Annotated in this window: 22 protein-coding genes; 16 read left to right on the top strand and 6 right to left on the bottom strand. The window is 73.6% G+C overall.

All coding sequences use genetic code 11. The features are described from left to right. Positions 1–223: 223 nt before the first annotated feature. Positions 224–880, bottom strand: a complete 657-nt coding sequence (locus IE237_RS21495) for a ScbR family autoregulator-binding transcription factor (RefSeq protein ID WP_189803677.1) — start codon at positions 878–880, stop codon at positions 224–226. Positions 881–1,009: 129 nt separating this feature from the next. Here IE237_RS21495 and IE237_RS21490 point away from each other — a divergent pair, with 129 nt between their 5' ends. The 3 genes from IE237_RS21490 to IE237_RS21480 are packed head-to-tail and all read left to right on the top strand — an operon-like array spanning position 1,010 to position 3,732. Next, positions 1,010–1,963, top strand: a complete 954-nt coding sequence (locus IE237_RS21490; protein ID WP_189803676.1) for a ScbA/BarX family gamma-butyrolactone biosynthesis protein — start codon at positions 1,010–1,012, stop codon at positions 1,961–1,963. A gap of 14 nt (positions 1,964–1,977) precedes the next feature. Beyond that, positions 1,978–2,928 carry an NAD-dependent epimerase/dehydratase family protein gene (locus tag IE237_RS21485; protein WP_189803675.1) on the top strand — a complete coding sequence of 317 codons (951 nt, stop codon included), beginning with the start codon at positions 1,978–1,980 and terminating at the stop codon, positions 2,926–2,928. A 39-nt stretch (positions 2,929–2,967) separates the two neighbouring features. After that, positions 2,968–3,732 carry an SDR family oxidoreductase gene (locus IE237_RS21480; protein WP_189803674.1) on the top strand — a complete coding sequence of 255 codons (765 nt, stop codon included), beginning with the start codon at positions 2,968–2,970 and terminating at the stop codon, positions 3,730–3,732. Positions 3,733–3,799: 67 nt separating this feature from the next. Here the strand turns inward: IE237_RS21480 and IE237_RS21475 are convergent, their stop codons facing one another. Further along, positions 3,800–4,450, bottom strand: a complete 651-nt coding sequence (locus IE237_RS21475; RefSeq protein WP_229842800.1) for a ScbR family autoregulator-binding transcription factor — start codon at positions 4,448–4,450, stop codon at positions 3,800–3,802. 179 nt (positions 4,451–4,629) lie between these two features. Between IE237_RS21475 and IE237_RS21470 the strand changes: the two genes are divergently transcribed. Further along, on the top strand, positions 4,630–5,202 hold the full coding sequence (locus tag IE237_RS21470) for a DUF6461 domain-containing protein (RefSeq protein ID WP_189803672.1): 573 nt from the start codon (positions 4,630–4,632) through the stop codon (positions 5,200–5,202). Positions 5,203–5,239: 37 nt separating this feature from the next. Here the strand turns inward: IE237_RS21470 and IE237_RS21465 are convergent, their stop codons facing one another. After that, positions 5,240–9,763, bottom strand: a complete 4,524-nt coding sequence (locus IE237_RS21465) for a golvesin C-terminal-like domain-containing protein (RefSeq protein WP_189803671.1) — start codon at positions 9,761–9,763, stop codon at positions 5,240–5,242. Between the two features lie 192 nt (positions 9,764–9,955). Then, a complete protein-coding gene (locus IE237_RS21460; RefSeq protein ID WP_189803670.1) occupies positions 9,956–10,468 on the bottom strand; it encodes a DoxX family protein in 513 nt (170 codons plus the stop codon). Between the two features lie 350 nt (positions 10,469–10,818). On the opposite strand from IE237_RS21460, the gene IE237_RS41375 reads away from it, so the two are divergent. The 7 genes from IE237_RS41375 (at position 10,819) to IE237_RS21425 (ending at position 19,803) form a co-directional block, all read left to right on the top strand. Further along, positions 10,819–12,348, top strand: a complete 1,530-nt coding sequence (locus IE237_RS41375) for a vanadium-dependent haloperoxidase (protein WP_189803669.1) — start codon at positions 10,819–10,821, stop codon at positions 12,346–12,348. A gap of 37 nt (positions 12,349–12,385) precedes the next feature. Continuing rightward, the gene (locus IE237_RS21450) at positions 12,386–12,925 is read left to right on the top strand and encodes an HPP family protein (RefSeq protein WP_189803668.1); all 540 of its coding nucleotides are present in this window, start codon (positions 12,386–12,388) and stop codon (positions 12,923–12,925) included. A gap of 40 nt (positions 12,926–12,965) precedes the next feature. Next, on the top strand, positions 12,966–13,871 hold the full coding sequence (locus tag IE237_RS21445; RefSeq protein WP_189803667.1) for a sulfurtransferase: 906 nt from the start codon (positions 12,966–12,968) through the stop codon (positions 13,869–13,871). After that, positions 13,864–14,280, top strand: a complete 417-nt coding sequence (locus IE237_RS21440; RefSeq protein ID WP_189803666.1) for a cupin domain-containing protein — start codon at positions 13,864–13,866, stop codon at positions 14,278–14,280. The genes IE237_RS21445 and IE237_RS21440 overlap by 8 nt, the downstream gene beginning before the upstream one ends. A gap of 101 nt (positions 14,281–14,381) precedes the next feature. Next, positions 14,382–14,855, top strand: coding sequence for a cobalamin B12-binding domain-containing protein (locus tag IE237_RS21435; RefSeq protein WP_189803665.1), 474 nt, complete (start codon positions 14,382–14,384; stop codon positions 14,853–14,855). Further along, on the top strand, positions 14,852–18,085 hold the full coding sequence (locus IE237_RS21430) for an FAD/NAD(P)-binding protein (RefSeq protein WP_229842799.1): 3,234 nt from the start codon (positions 14,852–14,854) through the stop codon (positions 18,083–18,085). The genes IE237_RS21435 and IE237_RS21430 overlap by 4 nt, the downstream gene beginning before the upstream one ends. Further along, the gene (locus IE237_RS21425) at positions 18,082–19,803 is read left to right on the top strand and encodes an acetate--CoA ligase (protein ID WP_189803664.1); all 1,722 of its coding nucleotides are present in this window, start codon (positions 18,082–18,084) and stop codon (positions 19,801–19,803) included. Before IE237_RS21430 ends, IE237_RS21425 begins: the two co-directional genes overlap by 4 nt. Positions 19,804–19,863: 60 nt before the next feature. Here IE237_RS21425 and IE237_RS21420 read toward each other — a convergent pair whose 3' ends face one another. Then, the gene (locus IE237_RS21420; RefSeq protein ID WP_189803663.1) at positions 19,864–20,442 is read right to left on the bottom strand and encodes a TetR/AcrR family transcriptional regulator; all 579 of its coding nucleotides are present in this window, start codon (positions 20,440–20,442) and stop codon (positions 19,864–19,866) included. A gap of 156 nt (positions 20,443–20,598) precedes the next feature. On the opposite strand from IE237_RS21420, the gene IE237_RS21415 reads away from it, so the two are divergent. Further along, a complete protein-coding gene (locus IE237_RS21415; protein WP_229842798.1) occupies positions 20,599–21,147 on the top strand; it encodes a carboxymuconolactone decarboxylase family protein in 549 nt (182 codons plus the stop codon). A gap of 152 nt (positions 21,148–21,299) precedes the next feature. Continuing rightward, the gene (locus IE237_RS21410) at positions 21,300–22,361 is read left to right on the top strand and encodes a LysR family transcriptional regulator (RefSeq protein WP_189803661.1); all 1,062 of its coding nucleotides are present in this window, start codon (positions 21,300–21,302) and stop codon (positions 22,359–22,361) included. A 131-nt stretch (positions 22,362–22,492) separates the two neighbouring features. Here IE237_RS21410 and IE237_RS21405 read toward each other — a convergent pair whose 3' ends face one another. Beyond that, the gene (locus IE237_RS21405; protein WP_189803660.1) at positions 22,493–23,665 is read right to left on the bottom strand and encodes an alkane 1-monooxygenase; all 1,173 of its coding nucleotides are present in this window, start codon (positions 23,663–23,665) and stop codon (positions 22,493–22,495) included. A gap of 113 nt (positions 23,666–23,778) precedes the next feature. Here IE237_RS21405 and IE237_RS21400 point away from each other — a divergent pair, with 113 nt between their 5' ends. From IE237_RS21400 to IE237_RS21390, 3 genes are all read left to right on the top strand, one after another. Next, complete coding sequence (locus tag IE237_RS21400) at positions 23,779–24,375, top strand: TetR/AcrR family transcriptional regulator (RefSeq protein ID WP_189803659.1); 597 nt, start codon at positions 23,779–23,781, stop codon at positions 24,373–24,375. A 119-nt stretch (positions 24,376–24,494) separates the two neighbouring features. Further along, positions 24,495–25,217: a DJ-1/PfpI family protein gene (locus IE237_RS21395; RefSeq protein WP_189803658.1), complete on the top strand. Its 723-nt coding sequence runs from the start codon at positions 24,495–24,497 to the stop codon at positions 25,215–25,217. Between the two features lie 190 nt (positions 25,218–25,407). Continuing rightward, positions 25,408–25,614, top strand: coding sequence for a cold-shock protein (locus tag IE237_RS21390; protein WP_229842797.1), 207 nt, complete (start codon positions 25,408–25,410; stop codon positions 25,612–25,614). Positions 25,615–25,767: the final 153 nt, after the last annotated feature.

Below are 25,767 nucleotides of genomic sequence, written 5' to 3'. Positions count from 1 at the left end.
AGGGCACGCACCGACTCCCGGAGCATGTCGTGCTCCTCGGAAGGCCGGTACAGGTCGAAGTCCTTACCCATGATGTGGAGCTCCCCTAGACGCTTGTGGCACTGAGTACCCTCAGCAAAACACACTCAGTGCCATGACGCCAGAGCGCCCCGACGCTGTTCTGCGTCGGGGCACTTCGGTACCGATCGGTCGGTTTTCTTAACAGGGGATGTACGTGCGGTGATCAGCCCTCGCGGCGGAGCTTGCTCGCGTCGTACTCCACCGCGAGCTGCCGGGCGCGGCCCTCGGTCAGGTCGAGTCCGGTCAGCAGGGCCGGCGTGCAGATGCTGGGCAGCAGGCACTGCAGCAGGACGGCGACCCGGTGGAGAAGGTCTTCGCGATCGCACAGGATCTGGGACATCGTCTGGATCCCCGCGTACGCGCCCGAGAAGAGCTCCGCGGTGTCCGTCACGTCCACGTGGACGAGGAGTTCCCCCCGCGCCTTCGCGACGGTCAGGATCTCCGACAGCTGATCGATCCACGCCCGGAAGGGTGCCGCGCGGTCCACGCTGACCGCGCCGCTGTCCAGGGCGAGCGCCACGCTGGCGCGCACGAGCGCGTCGTGCTGCAGCCGATGGGCGAGCAGGAAGGCCTGGTCCGCGAGTTCCTGGAGCTTGATGGGCTGAGGCGTCATCGGCTCGTCCAGCATCTGGGCGTCGAGCACGCCGAGGGCGAGATCTTCCTTGGAAGCAAAGTGGAAGTAGAGAGCTCCCTTGGTCACCCCGGCGCGCACCAGGATCTCTCCGATGGTCGTCCGCTCGTAGCCGCGCTCCGCGAAGACGGTCGCGGCCGACTCCAGGATCGCCCGCCGGGTCTTGATTGCACGCGCTTGCTGAGCCAAGGCGCCTCCCGCTGTATCGCTGTCTGTGCTCGTCGTGTGACGTGAAGCATTGAAAAGAAAACCGGGCTGTACGTATTCTAGGTCGGGCGGACACGCCGCCCAGGGGCGCGGGGATGCGTAGGGGGATCCATGGAACAGAACTTTCGAGGAGCGACGTCGACCTACGTCCCCGGGGAGTTCGTCCACCGAGCGGATCCCGCGGACATCATCCCCACGGGGTGGACCCAGTTGGCAGAGAACCGGTTCTCCGTCTCCGCTCGCTGGCCTGCCGCACATCCCTTCTTCTCTCCGGTGGCAGGGGACCGGCACGACCCCGTACTGGTGGCCGAGACGATACGCCAGACCACCATGCTCGTCGCTCATGCCGAATTCGGGGTACCCGTCGAGGATCAGTTCGTCATGTGGGGCCTCCACTACACGGCCGACGCCGAGGCGCTCGCCGTGAGCGGCCTCTCCTCGGACGTCACCGTCGACGTCGTCTGCTCCGACCTCGACAGCCGCCGCGGCAGTCTGCGGAACCTGCGCACCACCATGGTGCTCACCCGCGACGGCCGGCACCTCGCCACCGGTGGCACCCTGTCGCGCTGCACCTCCGCCCTCGCGTACCGCAGGATCCGCGGCGAGCGGATGGCCGCGCTCGGCCGCCCCGTCCCCCTGATCCCCGGCGTGGCACCGCACCTGGTCGGCCGCGAGCGCACCAAGGACGTCGTCCTGGCCCCGGGGACCCGCCCCGGCCAGTGGCAGCTGCGCGTCAACACCGCCCATCCCACCCTCTTCCGGCGCCCGAACGACCACGTGCCCGGCATGCTGCTCCTCGAAGCCGCGCGGCAGGCGGCCACCCTGACGCTGGGGAGCGCGGCGTACGTGCCCACCGTCATGGACGTCTCCTTCTCGCGCTACGTCGAACTCGACAGCCCCTGCTGGATCGAGGCCGAGATCCTGCCCGGCACCGCCGCCGACGCGGCCACCGTCAGAGTCACCGGCCACCAGGACGGACAGCCGGTCTTCCTCTGCACGCTCACCTCCCCGTCCCGGGACCTGGCCGTGGCCGCCGCCGGCCTCGACAGCCGCCTGGCGGGCTGAACCGGACCGGAACCATGGGGCCACGCATACTCGTCACCGGCGCGACCGGATTCATCGGCGGCCGGGTCGCGGCCACGGCCGCCGCCGCGGCGGAGCCGGCACATCTGCGGCTGCTCGCCCGCCGCCCGACCGCCCCGCCGACCGGCCCGGGGGCCGGTCCCGAGGTGGAGACCGTCCCGGGGGACCTCCGGGACCCCGCGTCGCTGCGCCGGGCCTGCGAGGGGGTCGACACGCTGATCCACTGCGCCTCGGCGATCGGCGCGGACGAGGAGGTGTCCCGCGCGGTCAACGACGAGGGGACACGGGACCTGGTCGACGCGGCCGTACGCGCCGGGGTGACCCGGATCGTCTCCCTGAGCACCGCCTCCGTCCACGGCCGCGGCCCCTTCCGGGCGGCAGCCCCGGGAACCCTGCCCCTCGCCCCGGGCTCGGCGACCAGCCGCACCCGCGCGGCGGGGGAGCGGTACGTCCTGGACGCCGGCGGGACCGTGCTGCGGCCCCACCTCGTGTACGGCACGGGCGACCGGCAGCTGATGCCGGGCATCGTCCGGCTGCTCGCCGCCCTGCCCGGCCCGCTCGACGGCGGCGACTCGCTGCACTCCCTGATCGACGTGGACAGCCTGGCGAGGGCCCTGTGCGACGCGGCGCTCTCCCCGCGGACGCTGCCCGGCCCCTACTACGTCAACCACCCGGAGCCGGTCCCGGTGGCGGAGCTGCTCGGGGCCGCCGAGGAGCTCCTCGCCGGGCCGTCCGGGACCCGGGGGCCGACGGTGGACATCGCCGGGGCCCGCGCGCTGCTCGCGGACCTCCCCTTCGCGCAGCACCACCTCGCCATGCTCGCCACCGACCACTGGTTCGAGGACGACCGCCCCTGGCGTGACTGGGGCCGCGACCCGGGACCGGGTTTCGCCGCGAGGATCGCGGACCACACACCGTGGTACCGGGGCCTCCTCGACCACTCCTGACGAAGAAACCGCCACCCGACAGAAGGAAGCACCACGGGTATGTCCGCGCTGGACGGAAGGACCGCGATCGTCACCGGGGCGAGTCGCGGCATCGGAAGAGGCATCGCCGAGCGGCTGGCCCGGGACGGCGCCCTGGTGGCCGTGCACTACGGCAGCAACGAGGCGGCCGGCCGCGAGACGGTGAAGACCATCGAGGAGGCGGGCGGCCGGGCCTTCGCGTTCCGCGCGGAACTGGAGGCGCCGGACGCCGTGGACACGTTCTACGCCGCCCTGGACGCGGGTCTCGCGGAACAGGGCGCGGGTCCGGGCTTCGACATCCTCGTCAACAACGCGGCGGCGAGCGGCTCGGGCCGGATCCACCAGCTGACCACCGAGGTCTTCGACCGGCTCTTCGCTATCAACGTCAAGGCCCCGCTCTTCCTCATCCAGCGGGGTCTCGACCGACTCGCCGACGGCGGCCGGATCGTCAACATCTCCTCGGCGGCGACGCGGCACGCGTTTCCCGACTCGGTCACCTACGCGATGACCAAGGGCGCCGTCGACACCATGACCCTGGCCCTCGCCCAGGAGCTGGGGCCCCGCGGGATCACGGTCAACACCGTGGCCCCCGGCTATGTCGCGACGGACATGAACGCGCGCCGGCGCGCGACGCCCGAGGCGAGTGCCGCCCTCGCGGCCCACTCGGTCTTCAACCGGATCGGGACGCCTGCGGACGTCGCCGACGTGGTCGGCTTCCTCGTCTCGGACGACGCACGCTGGGTCACGGGCCAGTACGTGGACGCGACGGGCGGCAGCTGGCTCTGACGCCCTGACGCCTGCCGCCCGCCGCGCCCGTCGAGGGGCGCGGCGGGCGGGCTCGGAGGCCGGGTGCTCAGCCGACGGGCGCGTGCGCGAGCGAGGTGACGGCCGGGCTGCCCGCGGGTTCGAGGCCGGCGAGCGACTCCGGGCCCGCCAGCATCGGAAGCAGCGTGCGCCACAGGCCCGTGACGGATCTGGGCGAGAGCCATTCGCCGTTGTCGCGGCAGAGGGCCTCCAGGCCGATCGTGGCGGCCACGATCGTGCGGGCGAGGTCCTGTTGCCGCCCGATGCCGGCGGCGAGCAGGCCTTCGTCGGCCGCCTCCGCGAGCCGCTGCTGCACGCAGCTCTGCCACTCCTGGCGCAGATTGAGCTCCGTACGGGAGTCGTCGGCGCAGCTGAGCCGGAAGCCGGCGCGGACGACGATGTCGTCGCGGAGCAGCCGCGCGAGGGCGTGCGAGGTGTCGGCGAGGTTCTGCAGCGCGTTCGACCGTCGCCCGTAGACGATCCGGGCGATCCGGCGCAGGGTGGCGCAGGCCTCGTCCTCGACGGCTCCGGCGACCGCCGCCTTGTTCTCGAAGTGGAAGTGGAGCGCACCGGGGCTCACGCCCGCTCCCGAGCTGATCGCGGACAAGGTGGCCAGGGCGTAGCCGTGCCGCTCGAACTCCCTGGCCGCAGACTTGATCAGCGCGTCGCGGGTCCGTGTGGCCCGCTCTTGTTTGGTCACCAATGGCTCCAGTAGTGCCATGCGTCTCGGCGGCAGCGGCTTGCGCCCCGTCGCGCCGTGCCACCCGACGACCTCAAAACCGACTGATTGGTATTGTACGAGCCGTTGGTGAGCTTCCGGGGTGCTTTAGGGTCGAATCGCGTACGTCACCACGTGAGCCGCACTTTTCAGGGGGGCCGATGGCCGAGGACGGGATCCAGTGGATCGCCGAGGTGTTCGACGCGTACTGCGTGACGTTCGCCCGGGACCTGGACGTCGCCGCACTGGTGCGGCGGCTCGGCGGGGACCCGGCGCGGGTACGACGGGACGTCTCGGTGGACGAGGCCTTCTCCTGGGCCATGGACCAGGGCTCGGTGGCGCTCCTCGGCACCTGCGCGGGCTGGGCCTTCGCCGTCGAGCTCTGGAGCCACGAGGGGGCGGAGCGGAAGGCCCTGGAGCGGGTCTCCGCCGGAACGGAGTCCGTCGTGCTCGTCAGCAGCACCGGGCCCGAGGCGTTCCTGCACGCCGGGGACGGTGTCCTGCTCGCCTCCTTCGAGCCGGGCACGCCCGCCGAGGACTGGTCCGGGGCCGCTCCGGACGCCCTGCGGGACACGCTGGCCGCCGCGGGGCTGCTCGCCGGGGACGGCACCCCGGTCCCGGGGCACGACACCGACGGGGCGTGGATGCTCGCCGCGGCGGAGCGGGCGTTCGGCCTTTCGCTGCCCCGGCGGACCCTGGAGCACGGGACGACGGAGGCCGTCCTCCTCCCCTGAGGGAGCAGGACGGCCTCCGCGCCGCTGTCGCCGGTCCTTACGTGCGGGTGCGGACCCAGCAGATCTGGCTGAGGTCGGTGCACTCCTCGAACCCGGGCGTGCTGACGAAGAACTTGTCCTTGTCGAGCATCCGGTTCGCGGGGACGAAGCGCAGGCCGATGCGGTTGGCCGCGCCCGAGTTCTCGTCGTTCGGGACGCTGGCCCGGCCGCAGATCTCGTTCCAGGTGTTGACCCGGCTGTAGTTGGTGTCCTCCAGGAGGGTCCATCCGCCGCCGGCGAGCGGGGACGCGTACAGCTGCAGGCACTCCTTGCCGTTGTTGACGGCCTGCGGAGGCATGCCACCGCTCTGGTACGTGGCGGCGAAGGGGTACTCGTCACAACTCGACTTCGTACCGGGTGGGTTCGACACGGGGTTGCCCACCCAGCGGTCCGGACCGCTCGTCGGGCAGATCACCTTGCGGTTCGCGTCCTGCCGGGCCGTGGAGGCCAGGTAGTTCAGTGGCGCGTTGTGGGCGCGGCTGCCCGGGTGCGAGGGCAGCTTCTGCATGAGGATCCAGTAGAAGGCCGCCGCGGACGGGTTCTCCTCCGAGTTCACGAGATACGTCGGCGTGTAGTCGGGGAAGACGCAGCCGGGCTTCGGCGAGGACTTCGCCTCGCGGTCGCACCGTACGGACATCTCGTTCGACGAGTACGAGAGGGTCGAGGTCTGCTTGCCCTCGATGCGGCCCGACAGGGTCCAGTCGAGCTTCAGCCGGTCGTTGCCGCCGGTGCCGGTCCACGTCTGGTCCACGGTGGCGGTCGCCGTGTGGAGGTCCGTCGCGGTCGCCCAGAGGCTCGGCGAGGACCAGCTGATCGGCCCGGTGGTGCAGTTGGGGCTGCACTTCGGGTCGATGTCGATGCTGACGGCCACCATCTTGAGGTCCGTGCGGGACGGGGTGAGCGAGATCCGCTGGGTGAACGTGGTGCTGTTGATGAGCAGGTCGATCTCGTGCTGATAGGTGAACGTCCAGCTCGCGAACAGGGTGCCGTTGACGATCTGCTGCACGTCGAACCGGGTCTGCATGCAGCCCTTGGTCCGGGTGAAGAACCGGGCCGCGGAGTTGCTGGAGCAGAACGGTGTGGCCGCCGAGGCCGTGGCCGCGGTGCCCGCCCTGAGCTCGTCCGAGGGGCGTGCCGAGGACCTCGCGGGCGGTTCCCAGGCCCGGGGAACGATGCAGAGTTCGGTGCCCGGCTTGCCCTTGACCGGCTTGCAGCCCGCCTTGGGCGCGGACGCGTCGAGGAGACGGGCGGCGTCCTGGGCGGTCATCGCGCCCTGGGTGCGGGCCGAGACCCCCGCCCCGCCGAACGGGCCGCCGGGCAGCAGGTCGATCGGCTGGTCCTCGTCGTTCGGCTGCGGCGCGAGCGGGTTCGGCTCGGGCAGCCGGATGTCCGGCACGGCCCCGGGCACGTCGTAGGTGCCGGGGATGAACGCGACGGCGTCGAAGGCGATGTCCTGGTCCCCGGTCCCGTCGTCGGTGATCGAGGAGAGCCGGACCTCGGGGTTGGAGCCGAAGCGGTAGACGCCGAGCTCCACCCAGCGGTTGCCGGTGCCCTTCTGGTTCACGATCCGGGTCTCGGTGCCGAGCGCCGTGTCGATCTCGTACCGGGCCCGGGCGGTCTGCGCCCCGTGGTCGGGCAGATGGACCATGACCTTGGCCTGGGGGCCGACCACGGATCCGGGACGCCACTTGGCCGTCACCTTGAGACGCCGGCCCTTCTCGTCGTCCTGGCGGGTGTGGGCGAAGTAGAAGTGGCCGCCGAAGCCGGCGCCCAGCTGGTGGGTGTCCACCTTGGCCGGGTACAGGGTGCCGTCACTGCCGCTGCTGAAGTCGAGGGTGAAGGTGCCGTTGCTGTCCCAGTACTTGGGGCAGTTGGGCCTGGCCGTGGGCGACTGGGTGGGGACGTCGTCCACGACGATCGCGTTCGACGGAAGCCCCGTCCCGCCGCAGACCGGCGGGTACGCGGTGCCGTCCGGCTCCTCCGCGTAGGTGTTGTTGAAGCGCATGAACTCGTTGCCGCAGCTGTAGGAGCAGTCGTCCTTCCAGACCGCCGACTTGTTCCACCAGCACTTGAAGTCGACCCGTCCGCACGGACCGGTCACGTTGCTGCTGTTGCTCGCGGTGTCGGAGATGAGGGAGCCGTCGCAGTTGTTGGAGAAGTCGCAGAAGAGGTTCTCCGGCGGCTTCACGCGGGCCCGGTTGTACTTGGCGCTGCCCGCGACGGTGACGGCCTTGTCGGTGCCGTTCCACCAGGCCGCGCGGAAGCCCGCGACCATCGTGCCGGGGGACTCCAGATAGGCCGGCGGGTGGGCGGCGAAGCCCAGGACCTTCTCCGGGTAGGGCCAGTACTGCGGATGCGCGGCGGCCGAGGCGTCGTCCGTGCCGTCGGCCTTCTCCATGAAGGGCAGCCGGGCGGCGTCCCACTCGGGGTTGGCCGGGTTGTTGAACCAGCCCAGGCCCCAGGCGCCGGAGTTGGCCGCGGCCTCGGTCTGCGGGTGGAAACCGGAGTTGTACGCCCACAGGGCGTAGTACCAGTTCTCCAGGCGCGAGGACAGGCCGTCGTTGAGCTTCAGGCCGGCGGAGCGGGTCTCGTTCCACTTGGAGGAGAGGATCTGCAGACCGGCGGCGATGTTGACCGTGTAGTCGAGGGCGACGGCGCGCTGCTTCTGGTAGTCCCAGGCGGAGCCGCCGTGCCCGTCCTCACGTCCGGCCATCCGCATGTGGTCCGTCACCTGCGTGATGCCGTAACCGCAGTCGGCCTTCGCCCAGTCGACGTCCCAGTCGTTGGACGAGTCGCTGTCGTACAGGTTGATGCCGTAGTAGTTGCCGATGAGGGGGTTGCCCGTGACGCCCGGCACGACCATGCGCGCGGCCTGCCACATGTTCGACTCCTGCGCGGCGAGGCCGAGGAGGACCTGCGCGGGCACGCGGCCGCCGCCGTCCAGGGGCGGAGCCGGGAAGAGCGTCTGCGGCTGGTAGGCGGGCATCCCGAGCTCCTTCCAGTCGGCGGGCCGGGAGATCTTCGCGTTGAGGTAGCCGGTGACCGCCTGGTCCACGGCCCACTCGACCTGCCGGGGCTTGGGCTGCATCGCCTGGTTGCGCACGTCGTTGCGCGGGACCGAGCAGGTGCGCTCGGCCTCCACCGGGTCGGTGGGGTCGCCCGCGGCGGCCGCCGCCGTGGCCCGCGTCCCGGCCGAGGCGGTCCGGGACCCGTGGGCCCGGGTCAGCCGCGGCGAGGGCACCCCGCCGGCGGCGATGTGCGTGCTCGGCCGCTTCGCCGGATCCACGGTGAAGGCGGCGGACCGCTGCGTCGGCAGCACCCGCAGGTCGATGCCGACCGGCCGCGGACGGCCCGGGTCGGCCGCGCGGAAGCGGGAGTCCTTCCCGTCGGCCCAGCGCGTGGCGGTCACCACGGAGGTCCCGCGCGTGGTGACGGTGGACTCCTTCGGGACCCCGTCGAGGCGCCGGACCGAGGCCGGCAGCGCGCCGGCCGTGGTGCCGGTTCCGGTGATGTACACCGTGCCCGCGCTCGACGTCAGGCCGGTGGTCCGCAGTCCGCCACGGCCCAGGATCCGCACCGGGGACGGTGCGCCGGCGCGGGCGGCGGACTGGCCCGCACGCGCGGCCGGGGCCTCGGGCCCGCGCACCGCACGGGAGGGCGCCGTCACCGTGGCGAGCCGCTTGACCCGCGTCGTCCCGGCCTCCTTGCCCCGGCCGCGGTCGAGGAAGACCACACCGCCGGCGGAGTCCGGCGTGATGCGGTACGGCACGCCGTCCGTCCGGGCGAGCGTCGTCGTCCGCTTCCCGTCCCGGGCCAGCCGGACGAGCCGCGCGCCGTCGGCGGCGACGACGTCCCCGCCCCCGGCGGGAACGGCCGAGGTCACCTGTGACGTCGCGGAGAGGGGGGAGGACAGCGCGCCCGTGACGGCGTCCACGGTGATCAGCCGGGTGCCGGGGCGGTCGTCCGTGCCGGACTGGGTCAGCACGGCCTGCTCACCCGTGCCGCAGCCGGGGCTGTAGTACGAGAGCGAGGCCTGCACGTCGAGTTTGGTGACCTTGCCGGAGCGGAGGTCGACGACGGCCGTGAAGCCGCCGCGCGCCATCAGTTGCTGGTCGTTGGTGAAGGAGCGGGGCGCGTAGACGGCGACCGCGCGCTGGCCCGAGGCGGTCACGCAGACGTTGCCGATCCACGCGTCCGCGTCGAAGCCGGGCTCCGAGAGGGTGGCGGCGGTGCGCCAGGTGTAGCCGTCGGCGCGGCGCGCCGTGAGGAGGTGGAAGCCCCGGGAGTCCCCGGAGGTGGTCCAGGCGAGGTCGTCGGAGCGCTTCCAGTCCTTCCCCAGGACGCGGTCGCGGTCCGGGCCCGGGACGCTCGGCGCCTCGGCGGCGGGCCGGTCTCCGGCGCTCGGTGACGCCGGAGGGGCGCCCGCTTCCCGGGCCCAGGAGACCGGCTGTGTCAGGCCGGTCAGCATCGCTCCGGCGGCAAGCGCCGCCGAGGCGGCGATGCCTCTTCGTATGAGGTTCACGGTGGTCCTTGCGTGAGGAGAACTCACGCGGAAGGGAGAATCGGCAGCACGGCCCCCCGGCTCACGCAGTCCCCCTTCCGCGTGCTTGCACGCGGGACACTACGGGAAGCGGGTGACGCGCGGTGTCCCAGGGGGAGTCCCGGACCGTCCCGGGACGGCGGGGCGGAACCGGCCCCGTACGCACGGCCGTTGTCAGTGTCCGCCGGTACGCCGCGGGTGGGTCAGGACCACCACCGCGCCCGCGAGCAGCACCACGTTCTTGACGACGAACTCGCCCACCAGCGTGAGCAGCAGCGGGTTGGAGTGGGCGAAGGCGACCGAGGGCGTGAGGACGAGCACCGCGAAGGTGCCGCAGAGGTGGGCGGCGAGCACGGGGAGCGCGGCGGCGCGGGCGCGGCCCGACACCAGCCACAGGCCGAGGGCCACCTCCGCCCAGCCGAGCGCGGGGACGAACCAGTCCCCGGCGGGGAACGGCAGGACGGCGACGACGAGCGCGGCCGCCGGGCTCAGCCCGATGACCTTGAGCACGCCGAACCAGACGAACACCCCGCCGAGACCGGCCCGGAGCATGCCCAGGCCGTAGTGGTGCAGCCGTGGTGCGATCCGGTCGAAGGCGCCGGCGGGCGGGGCCGGTTCGGCGGCGGGGACGGGCGGTGTCGGTTCGGAGGCCGTGGCGGGTGGTGTCAGTTCGGAGGAAACGGTCATGCGCGGGCATCTCCAACACGAGTCGACGCGGGGCCGGACGGGGCCGGACGGGGCGGATCGAGGCCGGACGGGGCGGAGCCGGGCGGCGGACCGCTCGGATCACGCCGAAATCGCGGCCGGAGGGGCGGACGCCGTGTGTCCACGCTAACGAGCTCCCGAGGACCCCCGCGACGCCCATCGCTTCCTTGCATGCCCGCAATGGAAGAAGTCGATCGGCCGTTGCCGGACGCGATCAATTCTCGCCAGCCTGAGGACTGTTCGAGTTTGTGTTTGATCCCCGGCTGTTCCGTGGCCGACGCACAGACCCGGACCGAGTCCGTCCGCTCCCGGCACCCGCGAAGGAATCCACGGTGACCCACCGACCCGCCGCTCCCGCCCGCACCCCGCTCACCCGTCGCCGGGTGCTCACCACGTCCGCCGCCGCGGCCGGGGCACTCGCCCTGCCCGGCACCTCGGCCCTCGCCGTCCCCACCAGCTTCGAGGCGGAGACCCGCACCGGCCGCCGCGCCCCCGGAGCCGTGACCGACCCCAGCGTCGTCATCCGCTGGAACCAGGCCGCGATGGACGCGATCCTCGGCCGCTACCAGGCCGCCGGCAACCGCTTCGGCCCCGCCACCGTCAACGCCCGCGCCCTCGCGATCGTCCACAACGCCATCTACGACGCCTGGGCCTGCTACGACCGCCACGCCGTCGGCACCCGCTTCGGCGGCTCGCTGCGCCGGCCCCGCGCCGAGCGCACCCTCGACAACAAGAACGAGGCCATCAGCTACGCGGCGCACCTCGCCCTGCTCGACCTCTACCCCGAGTACAAGGTCGCCATCGACTCCATGCTGCGCAGCCTCGGCGGCGACCCGGAGCTCACGGACCCCCGCCCGTACAGCCCCGCCTGGATCGGTCTGCGCACCGCCCGCGCCGTCCTCGCGTACCGGCACGCCGACGGCGCCAACCAGCTCGGCACGCCCGCCTACACCGACACCACCGGATACCAGCCGCGCAACAGCCCGCAGACCGCCGGGGCCTTCGACCCGGCCACGGTCACGGACCCGGCGCACTGGACCCCGCTGATCGTGAACGGCAAGACGCAGCGGTACCTCACCCCGCAGTTCGCGGTGATGAAGCCCTTCGCCCTGAGCCGCCCCGACCAGTTCACGGTCCCCGCCCCGCCCGCGTACCCCTCCGTCCGCATGACCGCCGCCATCGAGGAACTCCTCGACATCAGCGCCGGCCTGACGGACGAGCAGAAGGCGATCGCCGAGTTCTGGCTCAACGACGACGTCACCCCGCCCGGCGCGCAGCAGATGTGGGGACGGTACGTCTCCGCCCGCGACGGCCACGGCGTCGACGAGGACGCGCGGCTCTTCTTCGGCCTCAACATGGCCGAGTGCGACGCCGCCATCGGCTCCTGGGCGGTCAAGGCCCAGTACGACTTCGCCCGCCCCTCCACCCTCATCCCCTACGACCGGCGCGGGCAGCGGATCCAGGCCTGGGGCGGGCCCGGCCGGGGCACCGTCACCATGGACGGAGTGGACTGGCAGGCGTACGTGGCCGTCCCTCCGTTCCCCGCCACCGTCTCCGGACACAGCACCTTCTCCGGCGCCGCCGCCGAGTTCCTCCGCCGCTTCACCGGCTCGGACTCCTTCGGCGACTCGTACCGCTTCAAGGCGGGCGCCTCCACCGTCGAGCCGGGCCTCACCCCGCGCACCGACGTCGTCCTGCACTGGCCCACCTTCAGCGAGGCCGCGCACCAGGCCGGCATCTCCCGCGTGTACGGCGGCATGCACTGGAGCTTCGACAACGAGCCCGGCATCGAGATGGGCCACCGCATCGGCAAGGTCGTCCACCGCCAGGCCATGCGCTACTTCACCGGCTCCCACCGCTGACCCGTCCCCGCCGCCCGAGGAGTACGAGGAGTACACCGTGAGCAACCAGACCCAGACCCCCGCGGGCGCGCCGGCCCCGCCCGCCCGGAGCCGCTGGGCGGGCGGCGCCCCGCCCTTCCCCGGCACCCGGCCCGCCGCACTCGGCACCCTCGCCACCGTCGTGTCGCTGCTGATCCTCGTGGCGCTCGGCGAGGCCACCGGCCACCTTCTGATGATCGCCCCGCTCGCCGCCACCGCGATGATCATCTGCAGCACCCCCGCACTGCCCCCGGCCCAGCCCCGGGGCGTCCTCCTCGGCCAGGTCGGCTCCGGCGTCCTCGGCCTCGTCGCCGTCGCCGTCTTCGGCCACTCCCTCTGGGTGGCCGCCGTCGCCGCCGGACTCAGCGTCGCCCTGATGCTGCTCCTGCGGGCCGTCCACGCGCCCGCCGCCGCCACCGCCGTCCTCGCCGTCCTCCAGGACCCCGCGCCCCTGCGCTTCCTCGTCCTGCTCGCCGTCGGCAGCGCCCTGCTCGTCCTCGTGGGCCTGCTCGCCTCCCGGCTCGGCGTGATCGGCAAGTACCCGACGTACTGGTGGTGACCCCCGCACCCCGTCCGCCAACACCCTCAACGGAGCTCCCGTGAACCGAGACAGACTGCTCGTCAGCTGCGAGCAGGTCATGGAACAGCTGCGGAACCCCACCACCCGGGACGAGCGCACGGTCCTCGTCGAGATCACCGACGGCGGCGGCGAACCGGGGCGCGTCCCCGGCTCCGTCCGCCTCGACTGGACCGGCGACCTCCAGGACCCGGTACGCCGGGACGTCATCGGCCCCGAGGCCTTCGCCGCGCTCCTCGGCCGGCACGGCATCACCGCAGAGCACACCGTCGTCTTCCTCAGCGGCAACAACAACTGGTGGGCCGCCGCCGGATACTGGCAGTTCAGGCTGTACGGCCACCAGGAGCTCCGGCTCCTCGACGGCGGCCGGCTCCGCTGGGAGGCCCTCGGCGGCCCCCTCACCCCGGACGTCCCGGAGCGCGAGCCCGTCACCTACCCCGTACCCGCCGCCGACGAGACCGTCCGCGCCCGCCGCGAGGACATGCTCGACCACATCGGCCGCCACCAACTCCTCGACGTGCGCTCCCTGGAGGAGTACCTCGGGCGGAGCAACACCCCGCCCGGCGTGCCCGAGGACCTCGGCGTCCGCTGCGGCCACGCCCTCTCCGCCGAACACATCCCCTGGCACACCGCCGTCCATTCCGACGGCACCTTCCGCGACGACGAGGAACTGGCCCGCGCCTACGCGGCCGTCCGCACCGACGCCCCCACCGTCCTCTACTGCCGCGTCGGCTGGCGCTCCGCCCACAGCTGGTTCGTCCTGAGCGAGCTCCTCGGCCTCCCCGACATCCGCAACTACGACGGCGCCTGGCGCGAGTTCGGCTCCCTCATCGGCGCCCCCATCGTCAACGGCCCCCAGCCCTGGGGCCCCGACGGCACCCCGTCCATCGTCGCCCAGCGCGCCCCGGAGGTCCCCGCCCGTGCCTGACGTCACCGTGTTCCGCAACGTGCTCCGCGACGGCTTCGACCAGACCGACCTGCCCTGGGTGCCGTGGACCGAACCCGGCCGCGTCGGCGTCGAGTACGTCGTGCTCTGGGGCCCCGACCCCGCCGAGGACGAGGACTCCGCCTCCCTCCTGCTGCGCTTCCCGCCCGGCGCGCACGGCGACTTCCACGAGCACCTCGGCCACGAACTGATGCTCGTCCTCGACGGCACCCTCGACCACAGCGACGGGCGCCGCTTCCACCGCGGCGACCTCGTCGTCGAGGAACCGGGCACCCGGCACCAGATGTCCAGCGCCGAGGGCTGCACCGTCCTCGCCGTCCGCGCCCGCCCCGCCGCCGCCCGCACCCCGGAGGCCGGCGAGATCACCACGGGAATCGGCGCCGGCGCCTGACACCCCCGAGGAACCCCGAGGCCACCGGGCCCCGCACACGGGCCCGGCGGCCTCGCTCCGTACCCGCAGCCCCGCCCGCACACCCTTCGGAGAGAGACGCCATGACACCGTCCGCACGGCCTCAGTCCCTGCGCAGTCCCGAGCCCTCCCGCCGGGTCCTGCTCACCACCGGTTCCTCCGACGCCCACACCTGGAACCTCGTCCACCTCCAGCTCTTCCTGGAGGAGCACGGACACTCCGTGCTCAACCTGGGCCCCTGCGTCCCCGAGCAGCTGCTCGTCGACACCGCCCGGATGACGAGCCCCGACCTCGTCGTCCTCTCCTCCGTCAACGGCCACGGCCACCAGGACGGGCTGCGCGCCGCCCGCGCCCTGCGCGCCGACCACCGGACCCGGTCCGTCCCGATGGTCATCGGCGGACTCCTCGGCATCTCCCCGGAGGGCGCCGCCGACCGCACCGCCGAACTCCTCGACGCCGGATACGACGAGGTCTACGAGGACGGCACCCCGCCCACGGCGCTGCTGCGCCGCCTCGCCGGCCTCGGCGGCGCGTGTACCGGGCGGGCCGCGGCTTGACGACCTCCACCCCGCCCCCGTCCCCGCCCCCGCTCGCCCCCGGCGACCTCGGTGCCTTCGTCCAGGAGTCGGCCGACGCCGGCGAACTGGTCGTCCAGCCCCGCATGGGCATGGTCGGACCCGAGGAGATGGCCCGCGGAGTCGCCGCCGTCGCGGCCCTGCCCGAGCGGACCGTCGCCACCCTCACCATCGACAGCTACACCCGCGTCGGCGACCACGCGGCCGCCACCGCCGCCGTCCGCGCAGGACGGCCCCTCAATGGATTCCCGCTGGTCAGCCATGGCCCGAGGACCGGCGCCCGGGTCGCGGCGGCGGCCGGACGCGGCACCCCCGTCCAGGTCCGGCACGGCTCCGCCGACCCGATGGCCATCTTCCGCACCATGGCCGCCGCCGGGCTCGCCGCCTCCGAGGGCGGCCCCGTCTCGTACTGCCTGCCCTACGGCCGCACCCCGCTCGCCGAATCCGTCGCCGCCTGGCGCGACTCCGTCCAGTTCCTGACGGAGGAGAGCCGCGCGCACGGCCGCCGCGCCCACCTCGAATCCTTCGGCGGCTGCCTGCTCGGCCAGCTCTGCCCGCCCTCGCTGCTCGTCGCCGTCTCGGTCCTCGAATGCCTCTTCTTCGTCGCCAACGGCGCGACCAGCGTCTCCCTCAGCTACGCCCAGCAGACCCACCCCGCCCAGGACACCGGCGCCCTCACCGCGCTGCGGAGGCTCGCCGACGAGTTCCTGCCGCCGGCCGTCGACCGCCACATCGTGCTCTACACGTACATGGGCGTGTACCCGAGGACCGTGCCCGGCGCCCGGCTGCTCCTGCGCCGCAGTGCCGAACTCGCCGTACGCGGCGGGGCGCAGCGCCTCATCGTGAAGACCGAGACCGAGGCGCACCGCATCCCCACCGTCCAGGAGAACCTCACCGCCCTGCGGATCGCCGCCGAAGCGGCCCGCGCCGCCCGCGGCACACCCGGCGCCCGCCCGTCGGGCGCCGACGCCGAGGAGACGTTCGCCGAGGCCCGCACCCTGGTCACCGCCGTCCTCACGCTCTCCGACGACCTCGGCGTCGCCCTGCTGAAGGCCTTCGACCGGGGCCTCCTCGACGTGCCTTTCTGCCTGCACCCGGACAACCGGGGCGCCGTCCGGTCCACCGTCGCACCCGACGGGCGCCTGCAGTGGACCGACCTGGGCGGGCTGCCGCTGCTCACCACCAGCAGGAGGACCATCCCGATGACCTCGCGCCAGCTCTCCGGCATGCTCGACCGTGTCGCCCGCGAGCACGACCGGGCGGCCGCGGCCCGCCCGGCCCCCGACCCGGCGCCCCGCGCCTCCCCGCCGCCGTCCGCCGCGCCGCTGCGCGTCGCGTTCGCCGGCATGGGCCCGCGCGGCCTCTCCGTGCTGGAGCGGCTCGCCGCCCGCTGCGCCGAGGAGCCGCCCGCACGGCCCCTGGAGGTGTTCGCGGTCGATCCGTACGAGGCGGGCGCCGGCCGGATCTGGCGCACGGACCAGTCGCCCTGGTTCCTCATGAACACCCCGGCCCAGGAGGTCACCATGTTCTCCGGGCCCGCCGACGACGGACCCCACAGACCCGGCGCCGGACCCACCCTCGGCGAGTGGTGGGCGGAGGAGGACCCGGCGGGCGCCGAGCCCGAGGGCTACGCGCCGCGCGCCGTCTACGGACGCTATCTGACGTACGTCATGGCGCGGATCGAGGAGACCCTGCCGCCCTGGCTCACCGTCCACCGGGTCCCCGCCCGGGTCATCTGCGCGGACCGGGCACGGGAGGGGGACGGCCCGGACGCCGGGGCGCACCGGCTGCGGCTCGACCGGGGTGACGTCCTCACCGTCGACCGGCTCGTCCTCGCCACCGGACACCCCCTCACCGAGCTCGACGCGGAGCAGCGCGCCTGGCAGCGGTTCGCCAAGGAGCACAGCACCCCCGCCCGGCCCGTCAAGTACGTGGCCGGCGGCTCGGCGAGCGAGATGCCGCTCGCCGAGATCCCGGCGGGCGCGAGCGTGGGCATCCTCGGCATGGGGCTCACCTTCTACGACATCCTCACCGAGCTCACCCTCGGGCGCGGCGGCACCTTCACCGAGGGCGAGGAGGGACTCCTCTACCTGCCCAGCGGCAAGGAGCCCCGGATCCTGGCCGGTTCGCGCGGGGGCGTGCCGCTGCTGACCCGGGGCGCCAACCAGAAGGGTCCCGAACACCGCTACCGCGCACGGCTGTTCACCCCCGAGCGGATGGCCGCCCTCAGGGCCGGCGGAGCACCGCTCGACTTCGAGCGGACCGTGCTGCCCTGGCTGCTCGCCGAGGTGAACCTGGTCCTCCTCGCCACCCGGATCCGCCACGCCCACGGCCCGGAGGCGGCCGAGGAGTTCACCGAGCGCGGCGTGGCCCTCCTCGACGGCCGGTCCGATCCGCGCCCCCGGCTCCTGGAGCGGCTCGCCGCCGGACACCGGATCGACGCCCGGCCGCTCACCGGGCTCGACGCGCTCGCCCGCCCCTTCGCCGGGCGGCGCTTCGGCTCCTCGGCCGAGTACCACAAGGTGCTCACCGAGTGGCTCCGCGCCGACCTGGCGGAGGCCCGCCGGGGGAACGCCGACGGCCCCCTGAAGGCGGCCGCCGACGTGCTGCGGGACGTCCGGCAGACGATCCGGACGGTGGTCGACTTCGGCGGGCTCACGCCCGACTCGCACCGCTGGTTCCTCGCCGAGTTCGGCCCCGTCGCCGCGATGGTCTCGACCGGGCCGCCGCAGCTGCGCTCGGAGCAGTTCCTCGCGCTGCTCGCCGCCGGGGTCCTCGAACCGGTCGGCCCCGGCGCCCGGTTCCAGGCCGATCCCGTCGAGGGCCGGTTCGCCGTGGAGTCCGCGCAGGTCGAGAACTCCTGGGTGGCGCTGGACGTCGTCGTCGACGCCCGCGTGCCGGGCACCGACCTGGCGGCGGACCGGGACCCCCTGATCCGGGGCCTGATGGTCGACGGCGAGATCCGCACCTTCACCAACGCGGCCGAGGGCGCGGGGGAGTTCGCCACCGGCGGCCTCGACTGCACCGACTCCCCCTTCCACCCGGTCCGCGCGGACGGCTCGGTCGACACCAGCACGCACGTCATCGGCATCCCCAGCGAGCACACCCGCTGGTTCACCCAGGTCGGCAGCGGCCGGCCGGGACCCTGGGGCTCCTTCACCCGGGACGCGGACGCGATCGCCGCGGCCCTCCTCGGGGGCGGCGCCGCATGAGCGCCGACCGCACGTCCGCCCACGAGGAGTACCGGGCCGCCCGTGACCTGCTGCTCCGGCTGCGCGGCGACCACGAGGCGGCCCGCGCCGCCTTCCGGTGGCCGCGCGCCGAGCACTTCAACTGGGCCCTCGACTGGTTCGACGTCATCGCCGAGGGCAACGACCGGCCGGCTCTCGAACTCCTCGGCCGGCCGGCCGAGGACGGTTCGGTCCCCGTCGTCGACCGGGTCTCCTTCGCCGAACTCTCCGCCCGCTCCGATGCCCTGGCGACCGCCCTCCGGGAGCGGGGGGTCGCCCGGGGCGACCGCGTCCTCGTCCTGCTCGGCACCAGGACCGAACTGTGGGAGACGCTCCTCGGCTGCGTGAAGCTCGGCGCCGTCGTCGTCCCCGGCTACCAGGACCTGACCCGGGACGAGGCGGCCGACCGCATCACCCGGGGCCGCATCCGGCACCTGGTCTGCGCCCCCGAACTCGTGCCCCTGCTCGACGCGTTGCCCGTGCCGGGGCACCGGACGGCGCCCGGTGCCGACCGGGCCGGCTGGTCCCCGTACCCCGACACGCGCGCCCCCGGCAGGCGGCCCTTCCTGCCGGACGGGCCCACCCGCGCCGCCGACCCGTCCTTCTGCTACTTCACCTCGGGGACGACCTCCCTGCCGAAGCTCGTCGAGCACAGCCACGCCGGGTACGGCGTCGGACACCTCTCCAGCCTGTACTGGAGCGGGCTGCGCCCCGGCGACCGGCACCTCAACCTCTCCGCCCCCGGCTGGGCCAAGCACTCCTGGTCGAGCTTCTTCGTGCCCTGGGCGGCGGAGGCGACCGTCCTCGCACCCCCGGACGGCGGGCTCCCGCCGGACGTCCTGCCCCGGGTCCTCGCCACGCACGGCGTCACCAGTCTCTGCGCGCCGCCCAGCGCGTGGCGGGCGATGCTCCCGTACGTCACCGGCGGCCCCGGAGCCCCCCGGCTGCGCGAGGCGACGGCCGCCGGTGAGCCCCTGACGGCCGAGACCGCGGCGCGCGTCGAGGCGGCCTGGGGGGTACGGATACGGGACGGGTACGGCCAGACCGAGGCGACCGCCCTCATCGGCCGCGCCCCCGGCGGTGCCGAACCGCTCGCCCCGCTCGGGCACCCGCTCCCCGGCTACCGGATCGTGCTGCGGGACCCGGAGACGGGGGAGCAGGGCGAGACGGGGGAGGTGTGCGTGGACCTGACCGACCGTCCGCCCGGCCTCATGCGGGGCTACGCCGACCTGCCCGAACGCACGGCGGAGGCCTTCGCCGGCGGCCTGTACCGCACGGGCGACCGGGGCGAGCGGTGCGCGGACGGCTCCATCCGGCTGCTCGGGCGGATGGACGAGGTCTTCAAGTCCCACGGCCACCGGGTCTCCCCGCCGGAGATCGAGGCGGTCCTGCGCACCCACCCGGAGGTCGCCGACGCGGCGGTGGTCCCCCGGCCCGACCCGCACGGCGGCCTGGCGCCGTACGCGGTGGTGGAGCTTCACGGGGCGCCCGCCGGGGGACCCGGAGCGGCACCGGGGGCAGGGTCCGAGTCGTCCGGCGACCGGCACCGGCGGGTCGGGGACGAGCTCCTCGCCCTGGCCGCCGAGCGGCTCGCGCCCGTCTTCGTGCCGCGCGGCGTCGAGGTCGTCCCCCGCCTGCCCCGCACCCGCTCGGGCAAGGTCCGGCGCGGCGCACTGACCCCGGGCCCGGGGGGCCGCTGACGGGGTCGACCCGCCGGCCGCCGACGGGCTCCGGCCGGCGAGCCCCCGACGCCCGGGCCGCTACGTCCTGGCCGGTTCCCGGGCGGCCGTGCGGAGCAGGACCTCCGCCACGCCCCTGGCCCGTACCGCCGCCTCCGGTGTGCCCTCGCGCACGGCGGTGACGATCGCGCCGTCGCCGAGCAGGGCGAGCTGGCGGGCCAGGGCCTCGTGGTCGCGGTAGCCGCCCTCGGTGAGCAGCCGGTCGAGGACCGCGATGACCTTCTCCTTGTGCTCGGCGGCCACGTGGTGCGCCGGGCTGTCGGGGTCGGCCGTCTCGACCATGGTGTTGATGAAGGCGCAGCCACGGAACTCGGCGGCGGCGAACCGCTCGGCGAGTCCGTCGAAGAGCGCGAGCGGCAGCTCCTCGGGGGAGCGCTCGCTCGCCGTGATCCGGCCGTCGAGCCAGGCGCGCCACATGCCGTCGCGGCGCCGCAGGACCTCGACGACGACGTCGTCCTTGCTGGGGAAGTGGCGGTAGAAGGAGGCGCGGCCGACTCCGGACTCGGACAGGATCCGTTCGATCCCGACGGCCCGGATCCCCTCTTCGTAGAACAGACGCTCCGCCGCGCTGAGGAGCCGTTCTTTCGCGTTCGTGGCCATACCAGACGGTACCACTCGGTGCCGTATCAGTGATCCTGATCCGAACGCCGCCGCCGAAGGCGGAGCGGGCCCCTCCCGTTGCGCACGACGGAACCGATCGGTACCGTCCTGATGGTACCGATCAGTTCCGTCTTGGTCCGGCTCAAGGAGAGCTCCATGCCCCGCCTGCCCCAACTGACCGTCGAGACCGCCAACGAGGAGCAGCGCGAGCTGCTCGAAGGCACCCTCAAGCAGCTCGGCAAGCTGCCCAACCTGTACGCCTCCCTCGCCAACGGGCCCGCCGCGCTCCGCGGTTACCTCGCCATGCGCGAGGCCCTCGTCGGCGGCAGCTTCAGCGCCCGCCAGCGGGAACAGCTCGCGCTCTACATCGCGCAGCGCAACGACTGCACCTACTGCGTCTCCGCGCACACCCTGCGCGGCGGCAAGGTCGGCCTGAGCGAGCAGGAACTGCTCGACACCCGGCACGGCACCGACGCCGGCGACCCCCACATGGACCAGGTGCTCCGCTTCACCGGCGCCGTCATGGCCACCGCCGGCCGCGTCACCGACGAGTCCCTCGCCGACGCACGCGCCGCCGGGGTGACCGACGCCGAGATCGCGGAGGTCGTCGGCCACGTCGCGCTCAACGTGCTGTCGAACTTCTTCAATCACGTTGCGCAGCCGGACTTGGACTTTCCGTTGGTCCCGGCCCAGCTCGCCGAGTAAAGTCGTCGCGGCCGAGCAGGGGTGCCGGGCGCGAGGACGCGTCCGGCACCCCTGCGGCTTGTGCGACTGACCGACTGGGGCGATCGAAGCGGGTGGCCGACCAACCACCTGGTGCGAGGACACTGCCGCCCGCGCGGCAGGGGGGAATTCACGTGGACATCGACGCAAGAACCCTTCGGACCTTCCGCGAGGTGACCCTCACCGGGTCCTTCACCCAGGCGGCGCGACGCCTCGGGTACTCGCAGTCCAGCGTCACGGCACAGATGCGTGCCCTGGAGAGGCAGGTGGGCGAACCCGTCTTCGAACGGCTCCCCAACGGCGTCCGGCTCACCCACTCCGGAATCGTCCTGCGTGACTACGCGCGCCAGATCCTCACCCTCGTCGGCGAGATGGAGACCGCCCTGCGCCGCCCCGCGGCCAACCCGCCGCGCCTCACCGTCGGCATCGTCCCCGCCCTCGCGTACGGGCAGCAGCTCGCCCGCGTCACCCACATCGGGCGGCGGCTCCTCTCCGGCGTCCAACTCGCCCTGCGCATCATGGGGACGGCCGAGGTCCACGACGCCTTCAAGGCCGGCGCGATCGACGGCGCCCTCGTCCTCACCGTCGTCGACGCCGACGACCCGGCCGACCTGTTAGGCGAGCAGCAGTACGCCGACCGCTCCGACGACCTCACCGAAGTACGGCTCCAGGAGGTCGAGTTCGTCCCCGTCACCGGCGTCGGACGGCGCCCCGGGGGCCACGGCCGCCAGGTCGTCATCGCCGACCCCGACTGTCCCTCCCAGCGCTGGCTCCCCGAATTCCTCCGGCTCCGCTGCGACAGCCCGCCCGAGATCCACGAACTCGGCTCCATGGCGGGCGTCCGCGCCGCCACCCAGTCCGGCCTCGGCTGCGCCATGCTCCCGACGGCCCTCGCCGCCGACCACGAGGAGGCCGGAGGCCTGCGCCCCCTCCCCGGCGTGCCCCGGATGCGCTGGAACGCCTCCCTGATCCTCGGCCGCCACGACACCCGCCCCGCCGTCGACCGGCAGAACCTGACGGAGACCCTCCGTCAGGCCACCGCCCTCGGCCGCGCCGCCCGCCCGGCCGTGCCCGCGGCCGAGGTCCTCGGCGGCGGGGGTCTCGGCGGCGAGGTCCTCGGCGGCGCGGGTCTCGGCGGCGAGGTGCTCGGTGGAGGGGCCGCCGCCCTCGACCCGGATACGAGCATCGCCTCCTGACCCCTCGGGGTCCCCCGACCGGTGCCACGGCGCACCGCCGCCTCCCCCCGGCCCCACCCCCGACCGGGACCGAAAAAGGGAGCGGCGACGCGCCGTGGCACCTCCTCATGTCCCGTCCGGGCGAACGCCGTTCAGCCGGCGGTGGTGCCGTACCGCGCGAGCAGACGGGCCCTGCGGGACGGCTGGAGATTCGCCCGGGTCACGTCCCCGCCGTAGTGGGCGAGCACCCTGGGGTCCATGACCCGGCGCCAGAGCGGGGGCACGTACGCGAGGACGATCATCCCCGCGTACCCCGTCGGCATCTCGGGGGCCTCGTCGAAGTGGCGCAGCGACTGGTAGCGCCGGGTGGGGTGGGCGTGGTGGTCGCTGTGCCGCTGGAGGTGGTAGAGGAAGACGTTCGAGGCGACGTTGTCGCTGTTCCAGCTGTGGCGCGGGGCGCACCGCTCGTACCGCCCGCTCGCCGTGCGCTCCCGCCGGAGACCGTAGTGCTCGGTGTAGTTGATGACCTCGAGCAGGCAGAAGCCGAAGACCGCCTGGACCGCGAGGTACGGCAGGACCCCCGGCCCGAAGGCGAGCGCGAGGCCCGTGAAGAGCGCGAACGACAGCGCCCAGGAGCCGAGGACCGTGTTGCGCGGGCTCCAGACGGACCGGCCCCGCCGGGCGAGCCGGCGCTTCTCCAGGCGCCAGGCGGAGCTGAGGCTGCCGAGGACGGTCCGGGGCAGGAAGCGCCAGAAGCTCTCGCCGAGCCGGGCGCTCGCCGGGTCCTCCGGGGTGGCGACGCGGATGTGGTGGCCGTGGTTGTGCTCGACGTAGAAGTGGCCGTACCAGGTCTGGGCGAGCGCGATCCGGGAGAGCCTGCGCTCCAGGGCCTCGGTCTTGTGCCCCAGTTCGTGGGCGGTGTTGATGGCGATGCCGGCCACCCCGCCGAGGGTGAACGTCAGCCCGATCCGGTCCACGAGGCCGAGGTCGCCCCGGGTGATCAGCCAGCAGCCGAGGACGAGACCGGCGTACTGGAGGGGGAGGTAGAGATAGGTGCACCACCGGTAGTAGCGGTCCTGTTCGAGGTGGGCGATGGCGCTGTCCGGCGGGTTGGCGGAGTCCTTGCCGATGAGGTGGTCGACGACCGGGAAGATCACGTACAGGACGAGGATCCCGGTCCACCAGAAGACGTGGAGCCCGGTGGCGGCCACCAGCCCCCACGAGAGGAAGGGGAAGGAGGGGATGAGCAGGCCGAGCAGCCAGAGCAGGCGCTTGGGGTCGCGCCAGGCGGCGGGGGCTTCGGGGGAGTCGCTGTGCAGGGCCAAGACCGGCTCCTCAGAGGGTGGACACTTCACATGCCTACTGTCCAGTTGATAGACGGATGGGACGGGGAACGTCAATGCTCTGGACAGTGCCCGATGGATAAAGTGGGGGCACGATGACACGATTCCGCGAGAGTGTTCGGTCCCTCCTGCGCGAGCAGGTGCTCGACGCCGCCTACCGGCTCGTCGCCGCCGACGGCTGGGGCGGGTTGCGCATGGCCGGTGTCGCGCGGGCCGCCGGCATCAGCCGCCAGACGCTCTACAACGAGTTCGGCTCGAAGGAGGCCATCGGCAAGGCCCTGGTCCAGCGCGAGCTGGAAGGTTTCCTCGTCGGCATCCAGCGCGAACTCGACGCCCATCGCGGAGAGTTGGAGGCCGCGGCCGCCGCGGGCGTCGGCTACACGCTCCAGCAGGCCGTGGACAACCCCCTCATCAAGAGCGTCCTGCTCGCCGCGCGCGGCGGCGAGGACGACCTCCTCGCCTATCTCACGACCCGCCCGGAGCCGGTCTTCGGCACCGCGATGGCCATGCTCGACGCGTACGCGACCGAGGCCTGGCCCGATGTCGACGAGGAGTCCCGGGGCCTCGCCGTCGAGACGATCGTGCGGCTCACCGTGAGCCACATCGTCCAGCCGGTGGCCCCGCCGGAGCAGTCCGCGCGGCGCATCGCCGGGATCACGGCACGGATCGCCTACCCGGGCGCCCGCGCCTGACGAAGGGCCTCACGGAAGGGGCGCGGCGCCGGTACGGGCGCGGGAACCCGGAAGCGGCGGCGGCCGACTGCCTCGACGCGACAGAACCGTCGGGCCCTTCCACCCCCTGGGGGAGAACCATGAACCGCCGCAACCTGCTCCGCGCCGGCTCCGCCCTCGGCGCCACGGGCGCCCTCGCGGGCGTCACCGCCACGAGCGGGACCGCCCACGCCGCCCCGCCGTCCACGCGCCGCCCGCTCCGCGTCCATCTCGTGCTCTTCGACGGCGTCGAGGAGATCGACTTCGCCGCCCCCTACGAGGTCCTCTCCGCCGCCGGGTTCTTCTCCGAGCGCCCGGTGGACGTCCGCTACGTCTCCGCCACCGGGCCCGGCACTGTCACCGCCGCCTACGGGACGAAGGTCCGCGTCGACCACCCCTGGGCCCCGCGCGAGGCCGACCTGCTCGTCGTGCCGGGCGGCGGCTACGCGCGCCGGGACAGTCCGGGGGTCTGGGCGGAGATCGACCGGGGCACACTGCCCCGCGCCCTCGCGGCGGCGGTCCGGCCGGGGCTCACCGTCGGCGCCCTGTGCACCGGCGTCATGCTGCTCTCCGCCGCGGGACTCACCCGTGGCCGCCCCTGCACCACCCACCACAAGGCCCGGCCGGACCTGGAGCGGCAGGGCGGCGTCCTGAAGGGGGCACGGGTGGTGGACGACGGTGACCTGGTGACCGCCGGCGGCGTCACCTCGGGTCTGGAGCTCGCGCTCTGGCTCGTCCGCCGGGAGCTCGGCCCCGACGCGGCGAACGGTCTGGAGGCCATGCTCGAGTACGAGGCGCGCGGCACGGTCTGGGTCCGGCCCTGACGGAAAAGGGTGAGGCCCGCTGACGGACACGGGGGATCTCCGGCAGCGGGCCTCTGTTTAACATTCTACTAGATCATCGGGGCTGGTTCGCCCGGGCGGCGGCGGTGGCGAAGGGCCGGTGGACGGGGTACATCTCCCCTGAGGCGCGGACACCCGCGTCCGCGCCCCCGGTGACGACGAGGAGGCCGCCGTGGAAGGCAGAAGCAAAGGGTTCGTGCAGTCCTTCAACCGTCTCGGCGGGTACGGCTTCGTCGTCCCCGTGGGCTCCGAGGAGCAGGTGTACTTCAGCGCCGAGGAGATCGAGGGCAAGGAGCGGACGGTCTCCGAGGGGCAGCAGGTCTCCTTCGTCCTGGTCCTCGGCGACGGCCGCTTCGAGGCGAAGGACCTCCGCCTCTGACCCAGGCCGCGTCCCCGGGCGCGGAGGCCGGTGGGTGCTCGTCCTGCCCGGGGCCGGCCGGGTGCTCGTCCTGCGCGGAGGAAGGCTGGGCGCTTGTCCTGCCCGGGGTCGGTCCGGTGCTCGTCCTCGCTCGGGGGGGGGGGGGGGGGGGGG

This window comes from Streptomyces tanashiensis (assembly GCF_014648895.1).
Lineage (GTDB): Bacteria > Actinomycetota > Actinomycetes > Streptomycetales > Streptomycetaceae > Streptomyces > Streptomyces tanashiensis.
The sequence above is the reverse complement of the archived record's forward strand: the minus strand, read 5'-3'. Positions and strand labels throughout refer to the sequence as shown.